A 20,621-nucleotide genomic window follows, 5' to 3' on the forward strand; every position below is an offset into this window, starting at 1 on the left:
TGCGGCAAGACCCTAGGAGCCACCAAGATCCGCGTCAAGACCTTGACACCTGATGGCGTATCCACTTCGATCCGGACCATGCGAAAGTCCTCCGCCGAGCAGAGCGTTCTCGCAGCGCTGCGACAAGTATTGGGACGCGGCGAGCTGCCCGGCATCGACACCGGCACCCGGCTCTTCGAGGACCTCGGTCTCGATTCCACCTCGATTATTGAGCTGCTCATGCTCATCGAGACGCAGACAGGCGCCGAATTCGATACGGAAAGCCTGGAACTGGAGCATTTCGCCACCGTGGGAACGCTCACGGAGTTTGTGAGCTCGCATGGCTAGCGTTCGCAGGGCCGGCGAGGGCGGGCCGGACGCCCGGCACGGCCTGCACGGCCGTTTCCTGGTTTCGGCGCGGGCCCATCCGGACCGGATCGCGGTGCGGGTGGGGAAGCGGACCTGGACCTACGCCGAGGCGCACCGGACCGCGCTGTCCTGGGCCTCGGCCCTGGTGGACGCGGCCGGGGGCAGGCCGACCACGGTCGGCGTCCTCGCGGCGCGCGGCGAGGTGGCGTACCTCGGCATCCTGGCCGCGATGTATGCGGGCGCCGCGGCGATCCCGCTGAATGTGGAATTCCCCGCGGCGCGTACCGACGCCATGCTGCGGGCCGCCGGCACGACCCTGGTCCTCGTGGACGACCAGGGTGAGCGGATCCTCGAGCAGTTGACCGATCACCCCCCGGTCGTACATGCCGGACGCGTGAATACGGGAGAGAGCGGCGAAATCGCCCCGGCCGGAAATGGCCCGGCAGAAAATCCGGGCGCGAGCGCGCCCTTCGAGCCGTGGTGCGTCGAACCGGACGACCGCGCCTTCATCATGTTCACCTCCGGATCCACCGGCCGCCCGAAAGGCGTGCCCATCTCGCACGGGAATGCAGAGCACTTTCTGCGGTGTGTGCGAGAGCTCTACGACTTCGGGCCGCGGGACGTCTTCTCACAGACCTTCGACCTCACCTTCGACGCCGCGATCTTCGATCTGTTCTGTGCCTGGGACGTGGGGGCCAGCTTCGCCCACATCCCCGGCTTCGGCTATACAGATCTCCCCGCACTGGTGAACGAACTCGGCATTACGGTCTGGTTCTCCGCCCCCAGCGCGATCTCCGTCGTCCGCAGGACCCGGCGGCTCACCGACGGGGCCCTGCCCTGCCTGCGCTGGAGCTTCTTCGCCGGCGAGGCGCTCATGGAACACGACGCGGCCGACTGGCAGCGGGCCGCCCCCGGGTCCACCGTGGTGAACCTGTACGGGCTCACGGAAGTCACCGTGAACTTCACCGTCCACAAGTGGCACGCCACGGACGTCCTGCCCCCCGAGGCACACGGCGGCGTGCCCATGGGCCGGCTCCACCCCGGGATGCGCGGCATGCTGCTCGACGCGGAGGGGAACCGGCATCCGGAGCGGGGCGAACTGTGCGTCACCGGGCCGCAGGTGTTCGCGGGCTATCTCGATCCGGCGGACGACGCCGGGCGCTTCCTCGACCTCGACGGCGAGCGCTGGTACCGCACCGGCGACCTGGTCACCACGGCCCCCGACGGCACCCTGCTGTACTCGGGCCGGCTCGACCACCAGGTGCAGATCCGGGGCATACGGGTCGAGATCCCGGAGGTGGAGTGGGCGCTGCGGCGCTGCTCGGGGGTGGACGAGGCGGTGGTGGTGGCGGTGGCCGCGGGCAACAGCCACGCCCTGCACGCCTTTTACACCGGGACCGCCACCGAACGGGGGCCGGTCGTCGAGGAACTCGGCAAGCTGCTCCCCCGGGCGGCGATTCCTCGCGTCCTGCGGCGGGTGACGCGGTTCCCGCTGAACGCCAACGGCAAGATCGACCGCAAGGCGCTGGCTCAGCAGGCGGAGCCACATGCCGGCCGGTGACCCGCAGGTCGGGCCGCCGTCCGTGCTGCACGACCTGCTGGACGCAGCGGCCCGCCGCCACGCCACCCGCCCGGCCCTCACCCACGCCGGGCGGACCTGGGACTACGCCCGCCTGCGCGCGGCCTCGCTGCGGGCCGCCGGGTGGCTGCGCGAGCGGGGCGTCGGGCGCGGCGACCGGGTCCTGCTGGCCCTGCCGTCCGGCCTCGCCACGGCGGCCCTGGTGTACGGCTGTTCGCGCGTGGGGGCCGCGTTCTGCGTGCTGCACGAGCAGGTGCGCGGGCCGGCCCTCGCCCATGTCCGCGCGGACAGCGAGGCAACCCTCCTGGTCACCGCGGACGACGGCCCGCTGCCCCCCGACGAGGACGACAAGGACGCCGAGGCCGGCGAGGACCCGGAGCCCGAGCCCGTCCCCGCCGACGGACAGGCAGCACACGAGACAGCCGGCCCGCTGTCCGTCGACCCCGTCTGCCTCATCTACACCTCCGGCTCCACCGGACCGCCCAAGGCCGTGGTGTCCACCCACGCCCAACAGCTGTTCGCGGCCCGGGCCGTCCACGGCGAACTGGCGTACCGCGCCGAGGACGTCGTCTACTGCGCGCTGCCGCTCTCCTTCGACTACGGCCTCTACCAGCTCTTCCTCAGCGCCCTGGCCGGCGCCCACCTGTGGCTCGGAAGCGCCTCGGACGTCGGTCCGATCCTGCTGAAGAACCTCCGGCGCTCCGGGGCCACCGTGCTGCCCGTCGTCCCGTCGCTGGCACAGAGCCTGGCCCGTATGCTGCCGCGCTACGGCGCCGACGGCGTAGGGCTGCGGCTGCTCACCAACACCGGCTCCGCGATGCCCCCACAGGTGCTGGCCGAGCTGCGCGCCGCGCTGCCCGGGCTGCGGGTCCAGCTGATGTTCGGCCTGACGGAGTGCAAGCGCGTTGCCATCATGCCGCCCGACGAGGACCTGCGCAGGCCGGGCGCGTGCGGCCGGGCACTGCCCGGTACGGAGGTCCTCGTGGTGGACGAGCGGGGGCGGCGGGTGGCGCCGGGCACCGTGGGGGAGATCGTGGTGCGCGGCCCGCATGTGATGGCGGGTTACTGGCGACGGCCCGACGAGACCGCGCGGCGGTTCCCGCGCGCCGAGGGGCTCTTCCCCGAGCTGCGCACCGGGGACTTCGGCCATCTGGACGAGGACGGCTATCTGTATTTCTCCGGGCGCCGCGACGATCTGTACAAGCAGCGCGGGTTCCGGGTGAGCGCCGAGGAGGTGGAGGCCGCCGCCCGCCGGGTGCCCGGGGTCCGTGGCGCGGCCGTCCTGCCGCCGGCGGGGGACGGCGAGGAGTCGGTGCTGTGCGTGGCGGGCGCGCTGGGCCCCGGCGAGGTGCTGGCCGCGCTCAAGCGGGAGATCGAGCCGTACAAGGTCCCCGCCCGCTGTCTGGTGGTCCGGGAGCTGCCGCTCACGGGCAACGGCAAGACGGACCGCAAGGCGCTCAGGGCGATCGCCGCAGAATCCTGACGGAGGTCTTCACCGCCCGGCCGTCGCTCGACAGGAAGCACAGGTCCGCGTAGGAGCCGCAGATTTTCCACACCGTCCCCACGACCGACCGGTGCGGCGGCCACCGCTCGCCGTCGAGCAGCCCGTATCCGGCCATGGTGACGAGGTAGTACGGATCGGCGGGCAGCCAGCGATCGCCGCGGCGCACCTCGAGCCAGGCGTGCGGCAGCGGGAACGCGCCGGCCAGCAGCAGCCCGCCGGCCGGCCGCACCCCGGCCCCGGCCTCCGCCGCCACGTGCGCCAGATACGTGGTGCCGGCGCGGCAGTCGGCCAGCCGGGTCTCCCGTACGAAGCCGACGTCGTCACGCAGGTCGTCGGGCACGAGGTAGTACTCCAGCCGTGCCGCCTCCGGCAGGACCGGCCCCAGTTCCCGCGTGCAGTCGGCCGCGCCCTCGTCCGCGTCCGGCGCGTTCTCACCGGCGGACGCATGGAGGTCCGCCTCGAACACATCGGGCCCCATCCGGCGCAGCGTGCCGTCCACCACGCCGGCGGCGAGCTGCGGCGAGGCCTCCAGGACCCCGGACACCCGCCTTCCCTGGAACCGCGTCCGGTAGGTGGCCGTGTTGACCGCCGCCGCGTTGTAGGGCTGGGCCGACAGCCGCACCTGGAGCCAGGCGGGGGACGGGATGCGCAAGGCCAGGCCGAGGTTCTTCAGATCGAAGTCGTCGAAGCGGCGGTCCGCGCCGCTCCCCTCGTGCGCGAGGCCGAGGTCAAGCGCCTGATCCAGCAGCGCCTCGTCGATCCGGTGCACCCGGGCCGCGGTCTCGGCCTTCACCTCGAACCGCCGGAAGCGGTGCGGGACTCGGGCGGCCCGCTCCAACACGTCCTGGATCGCCCGCTCGCGGCTCATATCTCCCCCCGCAGGATGTCCCGCAGCGAGGACGCGTCACGGCGCATCAGCGGGTCGGCTATCTCCACGGCTTCGTAGTTCCCGTCCTTCTCGGCCACGTGCACGATCACCCGCGCCGCGTCGTCGACCACGGCCACCTCGGCGCCGGAGTTACCGGAGCCGGAGTCGAAGGAGAGGACCCAGCCCAGGTCCGGGTCGTGGTACGCCCGCGTCAGGGGGCGCTCCTGGTCGGCGGCGAAGGCCCGTACGGGCTCGGGCAGCGGGCCGCTCACCGGGGTGAGCGACCCGAGCGCGGCGAGGCCCGTCCGCTGCAGCAGGGCCACCTTCACGGCCCGCCGGTGGACGGGGCGCTCAGCGTCCTCGAGGAATCGCTTCAGCACCTCGGTCTCCGCCTCGTTCCGGGCGAAGCCCCCCGCATAGCTGGAGGCCCGCACCCGGTAGACATACGACGGCTCGGCCGGCTTGCTCACCCGTGCGCCCGCCGCCACCAACCGCAGCCACAGGTCCCACTCCTCGCCGTACGCCACCTTGCGATAGCCGCCGACCCGCTCGTACAGCTCACGCGCGAACAGCGACCCCACCACGACGTAGTTCTGCGCCAGCAGCTGGATCAGCTGGTCGCCCGGGAGCGGTAGCCCGCCCTTGGTGTACGTGGCGGGCCGGAAGGGGCCCTGGCCGGTCCAGGTGAGCGGGCGCGGGCTGATCAGGCCGGGCGAGGCCGCGTACGCCTCGCTCATCGCGGCGACGTGGTGCGGCAGGACGAGGTCGTCGCCGTCCAACTGCAGCACCAGGTCCGTCTCCAGCACCTCGATCGCCGCCCGCCGCGCGCCCCACACCCCCAGGCGGCGCGGGCCGTGGTTGCGCAGCAGGGTCAGCGGCAGGATGGCGCGCCAGCGCTCGATGAGCCGTACGGTGTCGTCGTCCGAGTGGTCGTCGACCACCACCACCTGGTCGGCGGGCGTGGTCTGCATGGCCAGGGAGCCGAGCGCCTGGTCGATGAACGCCGCGGAGTTCATCGCGGCGATCACCACCCCGACGGTGTCACGAGACATGGGCCGACAGCCGCTCGTCGACGTCCCGGTCCCGCGGCTCTCCCCGCCGCTCCCGCGGCCCGCTCGCCGCGTTCACCACCAGCTCCTCCACGCCGTAGAGCAGCCCGCGGAGGTCCGGCCCGGGCAGATACCGGGTGTCGGCGGCCAGACCGATCACCCGCTCGCCGCGGTCCGCGGTGCGCACGCTGCAGTAGAGCTTGACCGAGGGGAGCCGGAAGGGCTCGGCCCAGCGGAAGGAGGTCTCCACTCCGCCAGGGCCGCGCGCCGGGCGGCCACCGCCGTCCGCCTCGGGGGCCGCGAGGGCGCCAAGGTCGTTGTGCAGCACCGACAGGTCCAGCTGCTCACCGCGCTCTCGGCCGACCTCCGCCACCAGCCGCTCCAGGCGGCCGGGGTCGTACTGGGCGCGGGCGTAACCTCGCAGCTTGGCGAGGTGGGCGGCGCGGACGCAGTCGTCGAACGAGGGCCCGGAGACCTCGAAGCAGAGCAGCACATCCGAGGCGAGCGGGGCCACCATCGCCTGCCGCTCGGCGCCGATCCGGTTCGCGAAGATCGTCTTGAGTACGCAGTGGGAGAGGCCCGCCCGGCGCGCGAGCAGCGTGCCGACGGCCGCGAGGTACACGGTCTCCTCGCCGGCCCGGCAGCGCGCGGCCACCTCCCGCGCCGCCGCCTCCAGCCGCCCCGACCGGAACTCGCCGTGGGCCCACTCCGACGGCCCCTCGGTGTCCGCGGGCGCGGGCGACGCCGGCGGGCGGGCGGGAAACATGGTCCGGGGCGCGCGCCGCAGCAGCGAGCGCTGGTACGCGTCGGCGCGGCGGTCCGCGGTCCGCCCGGCCTCGGACCGCTCGGTCTCGGCGAGGTCGGCGGGCTGCGGTACGGGCGGGGCGGGTACGGCCTCGGCGGGTACGGCGACGGCGGCGTCGTCCGCCAGGAGGGCCTTCAGCCGGCGCACGACCAGGCCCATCGCCCAGCCGTCCACCGCGAGATGCGACACATACAGGGCGAGATGGCGCGGCACGCCGCCCGGCCCGGTCAGCACCGCCACGCGGATGCCCCACTCCCGGGACAGGTCGAAGTCCGCCTCGGCCAGGGCGTCCAGCGCCGCGACCGGGTCGTCGCCGTGGACGACCCGGACCGTCAGCCGCCCCTCCCCCCGCACCTCCTGGTACGAGGCCGAGTCGGCGGTCCCGTCCCGGTACACGGTGCGCAGGCTCTCGTGGGCGGTGACCAGCGCCCGTACGGCGTCGATCACCTCGCGCAGCGAGCGGCCCTTGGGCACCGGCAGCGACATGCGCTGGTTGTAGTCGTAGTGGGCCCGGTTCGCACGGCTCTGCAGCGCGCGGTAGATGACCTGCTGGCCCCAGGTGAGCGGGGCGCGTACGGCGCGCAGCCCGCCGAACTCGACGACCTCCTCGCCAAAGGTCTCCGCGCCGGTCAACGCTGCCTCAGCACGAAGTCCGCCATCCGGCCGACGGTCGAGAGGTTCTCCGGCGAGACCTCCCCGTCGGGGACGTCGATCCCGTAGTTCCCCTGGAACCAGACCAGCAGCTCCAGCATGGCCATCGAGTCGAAGTCGGGGATCTCCAGCAGGTTGGTGCCGGGACCGGGCGGGGCCTCGGCCAGCGCGGGCACCACCACGGTGATGTGCCGGGCGATCTCCTCGACCAGGCTCTCGCGGTCCATCACGCGCTTCCTTCCTTCTCGGGCTCAGGCTCAGTCTCGGGCGCTGGTGCGGCGGGGCGCGGGTAGAGGACCTTGCCGGTCGCCGAGCGGGGCAGTCCGTCGGTCACCTGGATACGCCGGGGGATCTTGTGCTCCGCCAGCCGCTCCTGGCACCAGCCGATGAGCTCGTCGGCCGTCACCGGACCGGAAGCGGCCACCCGGGCCACCGGCACCTGACCTCGGCCCCCGTCCTCCTCCGCGAAGACCTGCGCCTCGGTGACGGCGGGGTGCTCGGCGAGCACCCGCTCCACCTCCACCGGATTGACCTTCTTCCCCGCGACATTGATCATCCGGGCGAGCCGGCCGATGAGCCTGATGGAGCCGTCGGGGCCCAGCGTCGCCAGGTCCCCGGTGCGCAGCAGATCGCCGTTCAGGGACAGCGGGCGCACCCCGTCGACATGTGCGTAGCCGTCGGCCAGCGTCTCCGTGGCCAGCTGGAGTTCGCCCGCGCCGTCCGCGCCGTCCGCGTATGCCACCTCCCGCAGGGTCGCCACGATCCCCGGCAGCGGCCGCCCGACGTCCCCCGGGCGGTCGCGCTCCGGGTCGACCGGCTTCACGGTGATCGCCCCGGCCTCCGAGCACCCGTACATGTTGAGCAGCGCGAAGTCGTGGGCCTTCATCACCGCCGCCGCGGTGCCGCCGGGGATCGGGGCGCCGGCGGACAGCGCGCGCTCCAGGCCGTCGAAGCGGGAGGTGGTGTCGGCCGCCATGAGCCGGTAGTGGAAGGGCAGGGCGATCAGGACCCGCGCCCCGCTGTCCCGGACCGCGGCCGCCAGTTGGGAGGGCACCACGCGCGATCCGCACAGCGTCACCGGCGCGCCGCTGAGCAGCGGGGCGAGCAGGCCCAGGGTGTGGCCGTACAGATGGACGACCGGCGCCGCGCACACCACGGGGGTCGTGGGGCCGTAGCCCATGGCCGCGGCGCACCGCAGCGAGTCCGCGATCTGGGCGCGCGCCGACCGCACGGCGCCCGAGGGCTCGCCCGTCGAACCGGAGGTGAGGAAGATCCCCGAGCGCGGGGAGCCGAAGGCGGCGCCGTCCCCGCCTCCGCTGGTGGAGACGGCCAGCGAGAGTCCGTGACGTTCCCATGCGGGCGCGGGGCGGGTCTCGGGCCCGAGGTCGGCCCCGGGCCGGGGGTCGGCCAGCAGCAGATGCGGCCCGAAGGCGGCGGTGACACGGGCGTATTCCGCCTCCGTCTGGCCGGAGTCCAGGTGCATCAGCGGCACTTGGAGCAGATCGCAGGCGAGGGTCGCCACGAGGGTCAGTACGGGTCTGCCCGTACGCACGGCCGCCAGCCGCAGCGGCCCCCGCTGCCCCAGGTGCCCGGCCAGGTCCTCGGCCGCCCGCAGCAGCCCGTCCCAGCTCCAGGTGTGACCGGCCTGCTCCCTGACGGCGACGCGGCCCGGATCGGCGATCCGGCTCGCGATCTCCTCACACAGCCCCGTGGACACCGCGGCTCCTCCCCGTTCTACGCCTTGTCGCGCCCGGCCGCCATCCGCTTCTGTGGCGCCGCGGGCCCGGCCCCGGAATTCCGTCGCCGGACGCACAATGCCGCCACCCAGGAATTGCCGCCCGGAAACGGCGACTTGTCGCCCGGATCAGCACCGGGAAACTACCGGCACCATACAGGCGCGTACCGCGCGGGCGAGAGGGATCGGCAGCAACATCATCGGTAAATCAGTACGCAGACAAGCCGCCCATCAGACGTACACGCGCCGCGCGCCTTCCGCCCCCTACCGTCCGTCGCGCATACGTTACCCGCGGCGATAGGGGCTCCCCGGGCTCGCGGAGTCCGCGGCGAATTCCTCAGACCTTGCGTCGAAAGGACCCATTTCCATGACCGTCACCACGGCTGACGCCCAGGCACTCAAGAACGCGATCAGGTCGGATGTGAAGACCTGGCACGCCCTCTCCTTCCCGACCATCGACGAAGCCGTCAACTTCATCAATCTCCAGCCCCCGCAGGGAGCGGGAGAGGCCGCCTTCTCGTACAGCCCGGACGGGCGGGTGGAGCTGATGTACTTCCTGTGACCCCCCGGGACCTCCTGTAGAGCGCACCGCGGCAGACCACGGCCCCGCTCTCCCCCGTCATGGGGGAGGGCGGGGCCCGGCCGTTGGGGTCACGAACCCCCCGGGTCACCTGAGCCTCGCGCTATTTGAGCGCCCCCGCCGTCAGGCCCGACTGCACCTGGCGCTGGAAGACGATGTACACGCCGAGCACCGGCAGCATCGCCAGCACCAGCCCCGCGAACAGCGCGGACCAGTCCCCCTTGTACTGCTGGCTGGCCGCCAGCTGCACCAGGCCCTGCGTCAGCACCCGCTTCTTCTCATCCGTGATGAGCACGGTCGGCAGCATGTACTGGTTCCACTGCCCCAGGAAGTTGAAGATGCCGACGCTGATCAGGCCCGGCTTCGCCATCGGCAGCATCACCTGGAAGAAGGTCCGCGTCTGCGAGGCCCCGTCGATCAGCGCCGCTTCGGCCACCGACGAGGGCAGCGTCTTGAAGAAGGAGGTGAGGAAGAAAACGGTGAACGGCAGCGAATAGGCGATATAGACCAGAACCAGCCCGTGGAACGTGTTGAGCAGGTCCATGTTCCGCATGACGAAGAACAGCGGCACCAGCGCCAGGATGACCGGGAAGCTCATTCCACCCACGAACATGAAGTAGATGAGCCGCTTGCCCGGGAATTCGAAGCGGGCCAGGACATAGGCCGCCATCGCCCCCAGCAGCATCGTCCCGATCAGCGAGCACCCCACCACCAGAACGGTGTTGAGGAAGAAGTCGCCGATGTTCGACTTGCCCCAGGCCCGCGACCAGTTGTCGAAGTGCAGGCTGGACGGCAGACCCCAGGGAGAGGTGAAGATCTCCTTGTCGGTCTTGAGCGAGCTCATCACCGCCCACAGCAGCGGCAGGGTGACCAACAGGCCCCAGAGCACCAGCATGCCGTGCGAGAAGACGTTGAGGACCTTCCCCTCGCTGCTGATGCGGCCCTCGGGGGTGAAGCCCGGCACCTTACCCGGTCCCTTGCCCGCCGGCTTGGGCGTCGCGCCGGGCGCCTCGTCTTCCTTCGTGGCGCCCGGGAGCTCCGAGGGCTGTGCTTGCGCGGTCACTGTGCTACCCCCAGGTCGGCGGAGATACGGCGGTTCCGGTGTGCGAGAGAGAGCGTGGTCCTCAGTACTCCAGCCATCAGTACTCCAGCCGTTCGCGCCGGCCGAGCCTGCCCACGATAACCGCGAAGATCAGGGTCACGATCAGCATCGCGACACCGATCGCCGTCGCACGCCCGGCCTGTCCGTCGCGGAACGTCTTCGTGTAGACCATGTAGCCCAGAACCTGGGTGGAGTCCGCGGGTCCCCCCGGCCCCACGGTCATGATCTGCACGACGGCGAACGCGTCGAGGGCGAGGATGCCCATGTAGATCCAGCCGGTCTGGACCGTGTCCCACAGCAGCGGCAGGGTGATCCGGAAGAAGGTCGTGATGCGGTTGGCGCCGTCCAGCAGCGCCGCCTCGTAGAAGTCCTTGGGAATGGCGCTCATTCCGGCGGAGAACAGGACGACGTAGAAGCCGACGTTGCACCAGACCATGACCACCATGAGGCACCACAGCGCGAGCTTCGGATCGGCCAGCCACTCCTGCTGCAGCGAATCCAGCCCGATGCCCCCGAGGAACGCGTTGAGCGCGCCGTTCCGCGGGTTGTACGTGAACTGGAACAGCAGGGCGACGATCGCGATCGAGAGCACCTGCGGGAAGAAGTACACCACCTTGTAGATGCTCGACCCGCGCACCCCGGAGACGGCCGCGTTCTTCTTGCCGCGGCCGCCGACATTGAGCATGAAGGCGAAGAACAGGCCCAGGCCGAGCGTCACCAGCGGCACGACAAGCAGCAGGAGCACATTGTGCCCGACCGCTGTCCAGAACAGGTCGTCATGCAGAAGCCAGTCGTAATTCTTGAACCCGACCATCTTGAAGTCGGAGCTCAGTCCGGTCCAGTCCGTGAAGGAGTAATAAATGGACTGGACGAACGGCGAGATCACGAAGATCGCGTAAATGACCACCGGCAGGGCCAGGAATCCCAGGGGGAACCCGTACTGCCGATACGCGCGCTCCATCTTCTGCCGCGTGGACAGCTTGACGCGCGGTTGCTTGACACCCGGGTGTTTACCGCCCGGGACCTTCGCGACCACCGCCGTAGCTGACTGGTGCTTACCGTGCTGCATCTCTACCGACCTCGGTCTTTCCCTGCGCACAGGGCCGCTGGTGACGCTCGAACCTCATCAGGCGTGCTTGTACTTCTTCACGGCGTCGTCCTTGGCCGTGTCATCGGCGAACTTCTGGATCTTCTTGATCGTCTCGGCCGGGGTCATCCGGCCCGCCATCATCTCGCCCAGCGCGCCGACGCCGATCTGCTGCTTCTGCAGCGCCACGTACCAGTCCTGCAGGCGCGGGTTGACGACGTTCGTCCCGGCCTTCTTCAGCGCCTCCTGGGCGGACGCCAGGCCCGGCGGCAGACTCAGGCCGTCGGTGCCGCCGTTGAGCGAGGTGAGCGAGGAGACCTGCTTGACGAAGTTCTTGGTGGACTTCTCGCCGAGCATGATGCGCAGCAGCTCCATGCCGCCCTCGGGGTTCTTCGCCGCCTTGGGCACGATGAAGGGCTCACCGCCCGAGGCCCAGATGGTGCCGAACGGCATCTTGTCGCTGCTGTCCAGGCTGGAGGGCGCGCCGACGGACATCTGGAAGTTGTCCGGCGTGGTCTTCTTCGCCTCGTTCTCCACCCAGGAGCCGTTCGGGATGAACAGCGCCTTGCCCTGGTTCCACGCGGTCTGCGACTCGATGTGGGTCAGGCCGGGGCTGCCCTTGAGGATGTAGCCCTTCTTGTAGAGCTCGTAGTACGCCTCGAAGGCGGCCTTGACGGCCGGGTGCTTCCAGGCGTTCGGCTCCAGGTTGTCGATCGCGATCAGGGTCTCCGGGCCGCCGATCTTCGCGATGAACGGGTAGAGGCTGAACGGCATGTAGTACGGGAACTTGCCCGGGTAGGTCCAGCCGGCGATGCCCTTCTTCTTCGCCTTCTCGCAGAGCTTGAGCATGTCGTCCCAGGTCTCCGGGTACTCCGCGTCAAGCTTCTCCAGGTTGGACTTGGAGTACCACACGCCGTAGACCGTGTAGGCGTAGTACAGGATCCACACCGGCTTGCCGTCGAACTGGCCCATCTCCACGACACCGGGGCGCAGCGTGTCGCGCACCTTCTTGCTCGGGTCGTCCACGGAGGGGGCGTCCAGCAGCGGCGTCAGGTCGGTCAGCTGGTTCTTGGCGACCAGGGTGCCGAAGTCCATCTGTTCGGCGCCGGAGTTGTCGATCAGGTCCGGCGGGGTGCCACCGTTGAACCGCGGCTGCAGCACCGTCTGGATCTTCTGGGTGGCGGAGTGCTTGATCTTGCCTTCGGTCTTCGGGTACGCCTTCTCGTACTCGGCCTCGGCGTCCTTCGCGTACTTCTGACCGAAACCACCGTCGAAAATGACGACGTCGAGCGCCGCGCTCTCATTGACGGCAAGCGGGTTCTTGTCGCTCTTCTTGCCCTTGTCGACCTTGTTCCCGTCGTCGTCACCGCCGCTCGCGCAGGCGGTCAGGGTGCTGATGGACGGCACGGCAACCAGTCCGAGCGCCGCGGACCGCTTGATCAGGTCGCGACGGCCGAAATCTGGGGTGGATCCCATGCTCAAGTCCTCGCCTTCGTCAGGACTCAGGCGGTGTAGCGGTTTCCCGTACATACTCGCCTCCGGCGAGGGGCCCGACACCGCGGGTCAGTTGGAGCGTAAATCGGAGTATTACTGAGTGTGCGCCGGGGAGCACGGAGGCCCGCTAAGGCGGGCGCGACGTGGGACCGCACAGCGGCCTTCCCCCCGGGGCGACAGGTATAGTCCACTGGGCCTCAGGTGGGCAAGATCGAATGGTCATTGGGCCACAGTCTTTCCCGAGTTGAGACCTGTCCGACATACCGTAGGGGACACAGCCCGTACGGCACGCCGCCGTGCGCGTGAACCAACAGAAAGGCGGCCCCTGTGGTCCGGAAGCAATTCCCCTTCGCCACCGCGCTTGTCGTGGTCGTGACACTCGCGTCGATATCGGCGTGCGGCTCCGAAGGGGGCGGATCCTCCAGCGGCGACACCAAGGGCGGCGCGGCACTCGGAAAGGGCATGGCCCAGCTCCCGGTGGAGCCGACCGAGTCCCCCAGCCCCACCGAAGACCCCACGGACTACCCGACGGACGACCCCACGGACACGCCGACCGGCGGTAACGCGCTCGTCAGCCCGGACATCAAGGGCATCACCTGCGGATGGGGCTCGAACAACATTCCGTACGCCAATGTGAAGATCACCAACTCCGACTCGACCACGTCCTACTACTCGCTGCTGGTCGGCTTCGTCGGCTCCGACGACAAGGCGGTGACCACGGGGGTCGAGTCGGACGCCGCGGTGGGCGGGAACGCCACCAAGACCGTCAAGGTGACCGGGCTCCTGGCGGACTCTTCCAAGAAGGCCAAAAAGTGCCGGATCTCCCTCGGCACCAAGACCAAGACCGCGTCCTGAGCCGTCGATGAGGACCCGGGTGCGGGAGCGGCCCCACCCCCACCGCGGCCGGTCCCGCCCACCCGGCCCGTTCGCTCACCCGGCTCCGAAATCCCCTGCACATCCTTGACACCACCGGGACGGCCCCTTCCTACTTAACTCTGCGCTACGGAACAGACAACGTTGTCTAGCTCGTGGAGACGCGGAGCATGCGACTGAGACGCCCCAGCCCCAGACCATGGCACGCACCCCGGCGACCGGCCGCCCTGGTGGCGGCCGTTGTGCTGACGCTGACGGCCCAGGGCGCGGCGGCCGCAGCCGCGCCCGCCCAACCCACCGCCTCGTCCGCCAAGTCGTCCTTCACGTCGTCCTTCACGTCGTCCTTCACGTCGTCCTTCGAGTCGTCCTTCGAGTCGTCCTTCGAATCGAACGACCCGCAACCCGACTGGCGCAATACGGCGGAAACCGGCCCCGACGGCGAGAAGAAGGCCTCCGGGGTCGACGGCGACTACAGCAACGGCATCCCCGACAATGTCACCGACAAGGTCAGCGCGGTCCGGGCCAACGGGGAGAACGCCGGGGGCGGCGAGGTGAAGGAGAACCTCGTCGACGGCGATACCAACACCAAGTGGCTGGTCTTCGAGAAGACCGCCTGGCTGGAGTTCGACCTCTGCGACCCGGCCAAGGCCGTCCGCTACGCCCTCACCTCCGCCAACGACGCCCCCGGCCGCGACCCCGCCGACTGGACCCTCAAGGGCTCCGCCGACGGCTCGGACTGGAAGACCCTCGACACCCGCGAGAACCAGTCCTTCGCGTCGCGCCACCAGACGCGCGAGTTCACCTTCGACAACGTCACGGCCTTCCGGCACTACCGGCTGGAGATCACCCGCAACGCCGGCGACGACATCGTGCAACTCGCCGAGCTGCAGCTCGCGACCGCCGACACCACCCCGCCCGCCCCCGGCGATATGCGCACCCACGTCGACTGCGGCGGCCCCGTCGGCTCCCCCACCGCCAAGGCGAAAGCCGGCTTCACCGGCACCCGCGCCCTGCTGTACGCGGGCACTCACAAGCCGGACGGCCGGGCGTACTCGTACAACAAGGTTTTCGACGTGAACACGGTCGTCACCCGCGACTCCCTGCTCTCGTACCGGATCTTCCCCTCGATGCCGGAGACCGACCTCAACTATCCGGCCACCCATGTCTCCGTCGACCTCGCCTTCACCGACGGCACCTACCTGAGCGACCTGCCCGGCGCCGTCGACCAGCACGGCGCCCGGCTGAGCCCCCAGGGCCAGGCCGCCTCCAAGACGCTGTACGTCAACCAGTGGAACCACAAGGAGTCGCGCATCGGCGCGGTCGCGGCGGGCAAGACGATCGACCGCGTCCTGGTCGCGTACGACTCCCCCAAAGGCCCGGCGTCGTTCCGCGGCTGGGTCGACGACATATCCATAGCCCCCAAGGCCCCCGAGAAGCCCCTGAAGCACCTCTCCGACTACGCCGTCACCACCCGCGGCACCAACTCCAGCGGCAGCTTCTCCCGCGGCAACAACTTCCCGGCCACCGCCGTCCCCAACGGCTTCAACTTCTGGACGCCGGTCACCGACGCGGGCTCGACCAGGTGGCTGTACGAGTACGCCCGCGCCAACGACGCCGACAACCTCCCCACCGTCCAGGCCTTCAGCGCGAGTCACGAGCCGAGCCCCTGGATGGGCGACCGGCAGACCTTCCAGGTCATGCCCTCGATCGCGTCTGATGTGCCCGACGCCGGGCGCACCGCCCGCGCCCTCCCCTTCCGCCACACCAACGAGACCGCCCGCCCGCACTACTACGGGGTGACCTTCGAGAACGGCCTCAAGGCGGAGATCACCCCCACAAACCACGCGGCCCTGCTGCGCTTCACCTACCCCGGCGACGACGCGAGCGTCATCTTCGACAACGTCACCGGGGACGGCGGGCTGACGCTGGACGCCGAGCACGGCGTCGTCAGCGGCTACTCCGACGTCAAGAGCGGCCTCAGCGCGGGGGCGGGCCGCATGTTCGTGTACGGCGTCTTCGACGCGCCCGTCAGCGCGGGCGGCAAGCTGTCCGGCGGGGGCGGCAAGGACGTCACCGGATACTTCCGCTTCAAGCCCGGCGCGGACCGTACGGTCACGCTCCGGATCGCCACCTCTTTGATGAGCCTCGACCAGGCGAAGACGAACCTGGACCGCGAAATCCCGGCATCGGCTTCATTTACGCAGGTCAAGACCCGCGCGCAGGCGGCTTGGGACGACATCCTGGGCCGGATCGAGGTCGAGGGCGCGACTCGCGACCAGCTCACCACCCTCTACTCCAGCCTCTACCGGCTGTACCTGTATCCCAATTCCGGTTTCGAGAACACGGGAACCGTTGAGAAGCCCCGATACCAATATGCCAGCGCCTTCTCCAAACCGGTTGGCGAGAACACCCCGACCCACACCGGCGCCAAGATCGTCGACGGTCAGGTCTACGTCAACAACGGCTTCTGGGACACCTACCGCACCACCTGGCCCGCGTACTCCCTGCTCACCCCCGAGCGGGCCGGGGAGATGGTCGACGGCTTCGTCCAGCAGTACAAGGACGGCGGCTGGATCTCCCGCTGGTCCTCCCCCGGCTACGCCGACCTGATGACCGGCACCAGCTCGGATGTCGCCTTCGCCGACGCCTACCTCAAGGGCGTCCGCTTCGACGCCGAGGCCGCGTACGAGGCCGCCTTGAAGAACGCCACCACCGTCCCGCCCTCGGCGGGCGTCGGCCGCAAGGGCATGGACCGGTCGGTCTTCCTCGGCTACACCACGACCAAGACCCACGAGGGCCTGTCCTGGGCGCTGGAGGGCTACCTCAACGACTTCGGCCTCGCGAAGATGGGCAAGGCGCTCTACGAGAAGACCAAGAAGGCCCGCTACAAGGAGGAGTCCGAGTACTTCCTGCGCCGCGCCCAGAACTACGTCAAACTCTTCGACGACAAGGCGGGCTTCTTCCAGGGCAAGGACGCGGATGGCGCGTGGCGCGTCGATTCCCATGAATACGACCCCCGGGTGTGGGGCTACGACTACACCGAAACCAACGGCTGGGGCTACGCCTTCACTGCCCCCCAGGACAGCCGGGGCCTCGCCAACCTCTACGGCGGCCGCTCAGGGCTCGCGAAGAAGCTCGACACCTATTTCTCCACCCCGGAGACCGCCTCCCCCGAATTCGCCGGTTCCTACAACGGCGTCATCCACGAGATGACCGAGGCCCGGGACGTCCGTATGGGCATGTACGGCCACAGCAACCAGGTCGCCCACCACGTGACGTACATGTACGACGCGGCCGGCCAGCCCTGGAGGACCCAGGAGAAGGTCCGCGAGGTCCTCTCCCGCCTCTACACCGGCAGCGAAATCGGCCAGGGCTACCACGGCGACGAGGACAACGGTGAGCAGTCCGCGTGGTACGTCTTCAGCGCCCTGGGGTTCTATCCGCTCGTGATGGGCGGCTCCGAGTACGCGGTGGGTTCGCCTCTGTTCACCAAGGCCACGGTGCACCTGGAGAACGGCCGCGATCTGGTCATCAAGGCGCCGAAGAACAGCGCGCGGAATGTGTATGTCCAGGGCCTGCGGGTCAACGGCAAGGCCTGGGGCTCGACCGCGCTGCCCCACTCGGTGCTTGCGCGGGGCGGGACGGTGGAGTTCGACATGGGCGCCAAGCCCTCCAAGTGGGGCACGGGGAAGGGCGCCGCGCCTTCGTCGATCACGACGGACGACAAAGTGCCTACGCCGCGTCGCGATGTGACGGTGCCTGGTGGGGGTTCGGCGCTGCTGGACGACACGTCGGGGACGGAGGCGTCGTTCGAGTCGGTCGAGCTCCCAGTGGCCGCTGGGTCGTCGCGGGTGGTGCAGTACACGCTGACGTCATCGGCGGACAAGGCGAAGGCCCCATCGGCGTGGGTGCTGCAGGGCTCCCGCGACGGCGAGACGTGGACGGATGTGGATCGGCGCTCGGGCGAGTCCTTCGCGTGGGACAAGCAGACGCGGGTCTTCTCGGTGCGGTCGCGGGGGTCGTATGAGCGGTACCGGTTGGTGCCGGAGGGGAAGGCGACGCTGGCGGAGGTGGAGCTGCTGGCGTAGCCGCAATGCCAGTGACTTTGTGGTGAGTATGGGACAGCGACACGCCGACACCACGGCGTGTCGCTGTCCCATACTCACCGCAACTCAGGCTTTGGGCCCGAAAGTCATTCGGTATTGGGCGCAGCGAGTTCGTCTCGGACACGGGCCGCGCCCCCGGGGGTCGCGCGGCCCGTGCGCGCTTCAGGCCGCCTGGACCGGCTGGAAGGTGGGTGCGGACGGCGCGGCGAACCAGAGGAGCCGGGCGGTGGTGTTGTCCCGCCGCCCGAACCACCAGGTGGCGCGCTCGGGTGACTTGAGGCTGAGCCGGTGCTGTCCGTCGGCCGTGACGACGTGGGCGCTCCCGTCCTCGTAGGCCAGCCCCCAGGCGGCGATCTCACCGTCCGGCTCGCCTGGGGCCACGTCGTACTGGACGGTGACGGCGAAGACGCGCGGGGCGTTGTCCAGAGCGAGTTCGCACAGCTCGTTGTCGATGTCGTACGGGGCGGGTTGGGTGTTCTGCGCGGATACGGTGTCCATGCATGTCTCCTGTCAAGAGGAGGAGTTGGAGTGGCCTGGCTCACAACCTAGCGTGCAACCTCTAATGGTTTACTCGACTTGCATCAAAAGCTTTACAAGTACCCTCTTGTGGGTGACCAAGGGGCCCGTGAACGGGCAAGAGAGAAGGACCATGCCGCCCAGCAACCCTCCAACCGTGCGACGGCAACGCCTGGGCGCGGAGCTTCGGAAGCTCCGCGAGCGTGCTGGGATGTCAGCGGCAGCGGCAGCGGGCCTCCTGGGCAGCAACCAGACCCAGATCAGCAACATCGAGGCGGGGCGCCACGGGGTGAGCGCGGACCGGGTGCGGACGCTCGCCTGCAACTACTCATGCACCGACGAAGCCCTCATCGACGCCCTGGCCGGCATGACCGGAGAGCGCGGACGCCAGTGGTGGGAGGAGTACCGAGGGACCCTGCCCGCCGGGCTTCTCGATCTGGCTGAACTTGAGCATCACGCCGCTGGCTTCCGCATCGCGCACGCCATCCATATTCCTGGGTTACTACAGACACCAGAGCACGCCCGCACGGTCTTTCGTCAGGTCGTCCCGGCCCTCCCGCCGCACGAGGTGGAGCACCGCGTGTCACACCGCATCAAGCGGCAAGCAGTCCTTTACCGCGACAACCCCGTACCACTGACCGCCGTCATCCATGAAGCAGCTCTGCGCATGAAGTTCGGCGGTACCGAGATCGCGCGTAGCCAGCTGCGGCATCTGCTCGAGATGAGCGAGCGGGATCACATCACGATCCGGGTCATCCCATTCGACACCGGCGCTTTCCCTGGATCTGGACAGGCTGTGTTCTACGCAGTCGGCCCCGTTCCTCAACTCGACACTGTTCAGCTCGACCAGTCCCACGGACCCGTGTTTCTCGACGCCGAGGCCCAGCTGCAGAAATACCGCACCCTCCTGGAGCGATTGGAAGAGGTTGCTCTCGAAGCGGAAGAGTCGCGTGCATTCATCCATGGCATCGAGCGAAGCCTAGGAAGGGCATAGAAGGTGCAGACCATCAACTGGCAGAAGTCATCCTACTGCGGCGAGGGAAACAGCTGCGTAAACATCGCGCGCGTCCCCGCTGACTGGCGGAAGTCCTCTCACAGCGCCGAGGCGGCCAACTGCCTCAACATCGCCGCCCCCACCCCCGACGCCATCAAAATCCGCGAGAGCGACGACCCAGACGTCACCCTCACCGCCACCCCCGCCACCCTCGGCGTCTTCATACGCGCGGCCAAGGAGGGCGGGTTCGACCATCTCACCGACTCGCAGAGCTGCCATTGAAACCCCGGACGTACCCAGTACCGGACCACACAAAAACCGCCATGTTCACGCGAAGACCATGGGAACATCCAGTTGTACACAGACTTCGAGGACCGACACGAGATCACCGCTCCACGACCGGTCACCTCCAAAGCCTTGCATCGCCTGAAGATCGATACCCCCGGCCGCTGCAAGTGCACTTCGGAACGTATCGAAACCTGAGTACGACCAACTCGGCTCAAGGCGATCTGTGCCACTGCCGTCCGGGTAGAGGCTCAAGCCCATTATTCACTCACAACTGCTTCACTTACTCTCGCCGCAGATACCGGCGTCGCCTCATCGCGTGGATCGTCCATACCGAGAAGTGGCAGTCCGAGGAGGATCACCATCTCGTTACCGAACTCTCATCTTATTACCTGAAGGCTTCGGACGACTGCAAAATGCACAGGACTCTCAGACGGCATGCCTCAGAGCACACCGAACGAGCCACGACGGCCCACGCCCGGCATTGGTCAAAATCCCATAGGGTTGTGATGTGGCGTAAGAGTTGGGTCCTCCGACCAAACCAGACGTACCTCGAGGTCATCACCAAGAAGTTCTCTCACTCGGTCCACTGCCCACCCGTTCCAATAGATTCCACCCTGGTATTCCGGCACCCGGAATGCGGGTAGATGAACTGGTAGGGCATCTACATGAAAGACTGCGTTCTTGATCTGCCCACCCGCTTTTTTCGGCTTCGACGACCTGCGAGTATCCAAGCAGTCGACCACTTCCTCCACGAGGTAGAGGAAATATTCTTCCGCATCGGCGTCGTCGAACAGTACCGGCACGAAGCTGCCAGCCGTCGACAGGTCGCCTTTGAGGAGATCAGCAACGCGGCGACTGAAAACAGGAGCACCCGGATACCCAGATGGAAAATCTGTTTTGCGCAGCCTCGGGTCGCCGTCCCATTCCGCTCGAACTGCGGCAGGTCGATCCGCTGGGGCGCCGGTACGTTGCCAGCGCATAACTTTCCTGATTGAGCTGCCGAAAAGGATCGTTCGGAAGTTTCCCAAGCTTGGCAACATGC

Annotated in this window: 18 protein-coding genes; 8 read left to right on the forward strand and 10 right to left on the reverse strand. The window is 68.9% G+C overall.

Going from position 1 to position 20,621, the window contains the following annotated elements:
• Positions 1–78 precede the first annotated feature (78 nt).
• The 3 genes from PV419_RS38985 to PV419_RS38995 are packed head-to-tail and all read left to right on the forward strand — an operon-like array spanning position 79 to position 3,410.
• Positions 79–327 (forward strand): acyl carrier protein, encoded by a 249-nt coding sequence (locus tag PV419_RS38985; RefSeq protein WP_319697139.1) that lies wholly within the window; start codon positions 79–81, stop codon positions 325–327.
• Positions 320–1,909 (forward strand): AMP-binding protein, encoded by a 1,590-nt coding sequence (locus PV419_RS38990; RefSeq protein WP_319697141.1) that lies wholly within the window; start codon positions 320–322, stop codon positions 1,907–1,909. The genes PV419_RS38985 and PV419_RS38990 overlap by 8 nt, the downstream gene beginning before the upstream one ends.
• Complete coding sequence (locus PV419_RS38995; RefSeq protein ID WP_319697143.1) at positions 1,896–3,410, forward strand: class I adenylate-forming enzyme family protein; 1,515 nt, start codon at positions 1,896–1,898, stop codon at positions 3,408–3,410. The genes PV419_RS38990 and PV419_RS38995 overlap by 14 nt, the downstream gene beginning before the upstream one ends.
• Here the strand turns inward: PV419_RS38995 and PV419_RS39000 are convergent.
• The 5 genes from PV419_RS39000 to PV419_RS39020 are packed head-to-tail and all read right to left on the reverse strand — an operon-like array spanning position 3,385 to position 8,521.
• Complete coding sequence (locus tag PV419_RS39000) at positions 3,385–4,299, reverse strand: hypothetical protein (RefSeq protein ID WP_319697145.1); 915 nt, start codon at positions 4,297–4,299, stop codon at positions 3,385–3,387. The two genes, PV419_RS38995 and PV419_RS39000, sit on opposite strands and share 26 nt — an antisense overlap.
• The gene (locus PV419_RS39005; protein WP_319697146.1) at positions 4,296–5,351 is read right to left on the reverse strand and encodes a glycosyltransferase; all 1,056 of its coding nucleotides are present in this window, start codon (positions 5,349–5,351) and stop codon (positions 4,296–4,298) included. Before PV419_RS39005 ends, PV419_RS39000 begins: the two co-directional genes overlap by 4 nt.
• The gene (locus PV419_RS39010; RefSeq protein ID WP_319697148.1) at positions 5,341–6,786 is read right to left on the reverse strand and encodes a condensation domain-containing protein; all 1,446 of its coding nucleotides are present in this window, start codon (positions 6,784–6,786) and stop codon (positions 5,341–5,343) included. Before PV419_RS39010 ends, PV419_RS39005 begins: the two co-directional genes overlap by 11 nt.
• Entirely contained in the window at positions 6,783–7,031 is a 249-nt protein-coding gene (locus PV419_RS39015; protein WP_319697150.1) for an acyl carrier protein, read from the reverse strand. The genes PV419_RS39010 and PV419_RS39015 overlap by 4 nt, the downstream gene beginning before the upstream one ends.
• On the reverse strand, positions 7,031–8,521 hold the full coding sequence (locus PV419_RS39020) for a fatty acid--CoA ligase family protein (RefSeq protein ID WP_319697151.1): 1,491 nt from the start codon (positions 8,519–8,521) through the stop codon (positions 7,031–7,033). The genes PV419_RS39015 and PV419_RS39020 overlap by 1 nt, the downstream gene beginning before the upstream one ends.
• A gap of 385 nt (positions 8,522–8,906) precedes the next feature.
• Between PV419_RS39020 and PV419_RS39025 the strand changes: the two genes are divergently transcribed.
• Positions 8,907–9,101, forward strand: coding sequence for a hypothetical protein (locus tag PV419_RS39025; RefSeq protein WP_319697152.1), 195 nt, complete (start codon positions 8,907–8,909; stop codon positions 9,099–9,101).
• A 121-nt stretch (positions 9,102–9,222) separates the two neighbouring features.
• Here PV419_RS39025 and PV419_RS39030 read toward each other — a convergent pair whose 3' ends face one another.
• From PV419_RS39030 to ngcE, 3 genes are all read right to left on the reverse strand, one after another.
• Positions 9,223–10,083, reverse strand: a complete 861-nt coding sequence (locus PV419_RS39030; protein WP_319697185.1) for a carbohydrate ABC transporter permease — start codon at positions 10,081–10,083, stop codon at positions 9,223–9,225.
• 175 nt (positions 10,084–10,258) lie between these two features.
• Entirely contained in the window at positions 10,259–11,182 is a 924-nt protein-coding gene (locus tag PV419_RS39035; protein WP_319697187.1) for a sugar ABC transporter permease, read from the reverse strand.
• A gap of 165 nt (positions 11,183–11,347) precedes the next feature.
• Entirely contained in the window at positions 11,348–12,784 is a 1,437-nt protein-coding gene (gene ngcE / locus PV419_RS39040) for an N-acetylglucosamine/diacetylchitobiose ABC transporter substrate-binding protein (RefSeq protein WP_319697153.1), read from the reverse strand.
• Between the two features lie 345 nt (positions 12,785–13,129).
• On the opposite strand from ngcE, the gene PV419_RS39045 reads away from it, so the two are divergent.
• The gene (locus tag PV419_RS39045) at positions 13,130–13,657 is read left to right on the forward strand and encodes a hypothetical protein (RefSeq protein WP_319697154.1); all 528 of its coding nucleotides are present in this window, start codon (positions 13,130–13,132) and stop codon (positions 13,655–13,657) included.
• A 188-nt stretch (positions 13,658–13,845) separates the two neighbouring features.
• Complete coding sequence (locus tag PV419_RS39050) at positions 13,846–17,763, forward strand: GH92 family glycosyl hydrolase (protein ID WP_319697155.1); 3,918 nt, start codon at positions 13,846–13,848, stop codon at positions 17,761–17,763.
• A gap of 180 nt (positions 17,764–17,943) precedes the next feature.
• On the opposite strand, the gene PV419_RS39055 is transcribed toward PV419_RS39050, so the two are convergent.
• A complete protein-coding gene (locus PV419_RS39055; protein ID WP_319697157.1) occupies positions 17,944–18,279 on the reverse strand; it encodes a hypothetical protein in 336 nt (111 codons plus the stop codon).
• Between the two features lie 151 nt (positions 18,280–18,430).
• Between PV419_RS39055 and PV419_RS39060 the strand changes: the two genes are divergently transcribed.
• Positions 18,431–19,291: a DUF5753 domain-containing protein gene (locus tag PV419_RS39060; protein ID WP_319697189.1), complete on the forward strand. Its 861-nt coding sequence runs from the start codon at positions 18,431–18,433 to the stop codon at positions 19,289–19,291.
• A gap of 3 nt (positions 19,292–19,294) precedes the next feature.
• Positions 19,295–19,573, forward strand: coding sequence for a DUF397 domain-containing protein (locus PV419_RS39065; RefSeq protein ID WP_319697159.1), 279 nt, complete (start codon positions 19,295–19,297; stop codon positions 19,571–19,573).
• 491 nt (positions 19,574–20,064) lie between these two features.
• On the opposite strand, the gene PV419_RS39070 is transcribed toward PV419_RS39065, so the two are convergent.
• Positions 20,065–20,607, reverse strand: a complete 543-nt coding sequence (locus PV419_RS39070; RefSeq protein ID WP_319697161.1) for a hypothetical protein — start codon at positions 20,605–20,607, stop codon at positions 20,065–20,067.
• Between the last annotated feature and the right edge of the window lie 14 nt (positions 20,608–20,621).

Source organism: Streptomyces sp. ME19-01-6 (assembly GCF_033793745.1).
Taxonomy (GTDB): domain Bacteria; phylum Actinomycetota; class Actinomycetes; order Streptomycetales; family Streptomycetaceae; genus Streptomyces.

Coding starts and splice junctions, on each gene's coding strand:
- PV419_RS38985 (WP_319697139.1), top strand. CDS start 79: ATGCGAAAGTCCTCCGCCGAGCAGAGCGTTCTCGCAGCGCTGCGACAA.
- PV419_RS38990 (WP_319697141.1), top strand. CDS start 320: ATGGCTAGCGTTCGCAGGGCCGGCGAGGGCGGGCCGGACGCCCGGCAC.
- PV419_RS38995 (WP_319697143.1), top strand. CDS start 1,896: ATGCCGGCCGGTGACCCGCAGGTCGGGCCGCCGTCCGTGCTGCACGAC.
- PV419_RS39000 (WP_319697145.1), bottom strand. CDS start 4,299: ATGAGCCGCGAGCGGGCGATCCAGGACGTGTTGGAGCGGGCCGCCCGA.
- PV419_RS39005 (WP_319697146.1), bottom strand. CDS start 5,351: ATGTCTCGTGACACCGTCGGGGTGGTGATCGCCGCGATGAACTCCGCG.
- PV419_RS39015 (WP_319697150.1), bottom strand. CDS start 7,031: ATGGACCGCGAGAGCCTGGTCGAGGAGATCGCCCGGCACATCACCGTG.
- PV419_RS39025 (WP_319697152.1), top strand. CDS start 8,907: ATGACCGTCACCACGGCTGACGCCCAGGCACTCAAGAACGCGATCAGG.
- PV419_RS39035 (WP_319697187.1), bottom strand. CDS start 11,182: ATGGAGCGCGCGTATCGGCAGTACGGGTTCCCCCTGGGATTCCTGGCC.
- ngcE (WP_319697153.1), bottom strand. CDS start 12,784: ATGGGATCCACCCCAGATTTCGGCCGTCGCGACCTGATCAAGCGGTCC.
- PV419_RS39050 (WP_319697155.1), top strand. CDS start 13,846: ATGCGACTGAGACGCCCCAGCCCCAGACCATGGCACGCACCCCGGCGA.
- PV419_RS39055 (WP_319697157.1), bottom strand. CDS start 18,279: ATGGACACCGTATCCGCGCAGAACACCCAACCCGCCCCGTACGACATC.
- PV419_RS39060 (WP_319697189.1), top strand. CDS start 18,431: ATGCCGCCCAGCAACCCTCCAACCGTGCGACGGCAACGCCTGGGCGCG.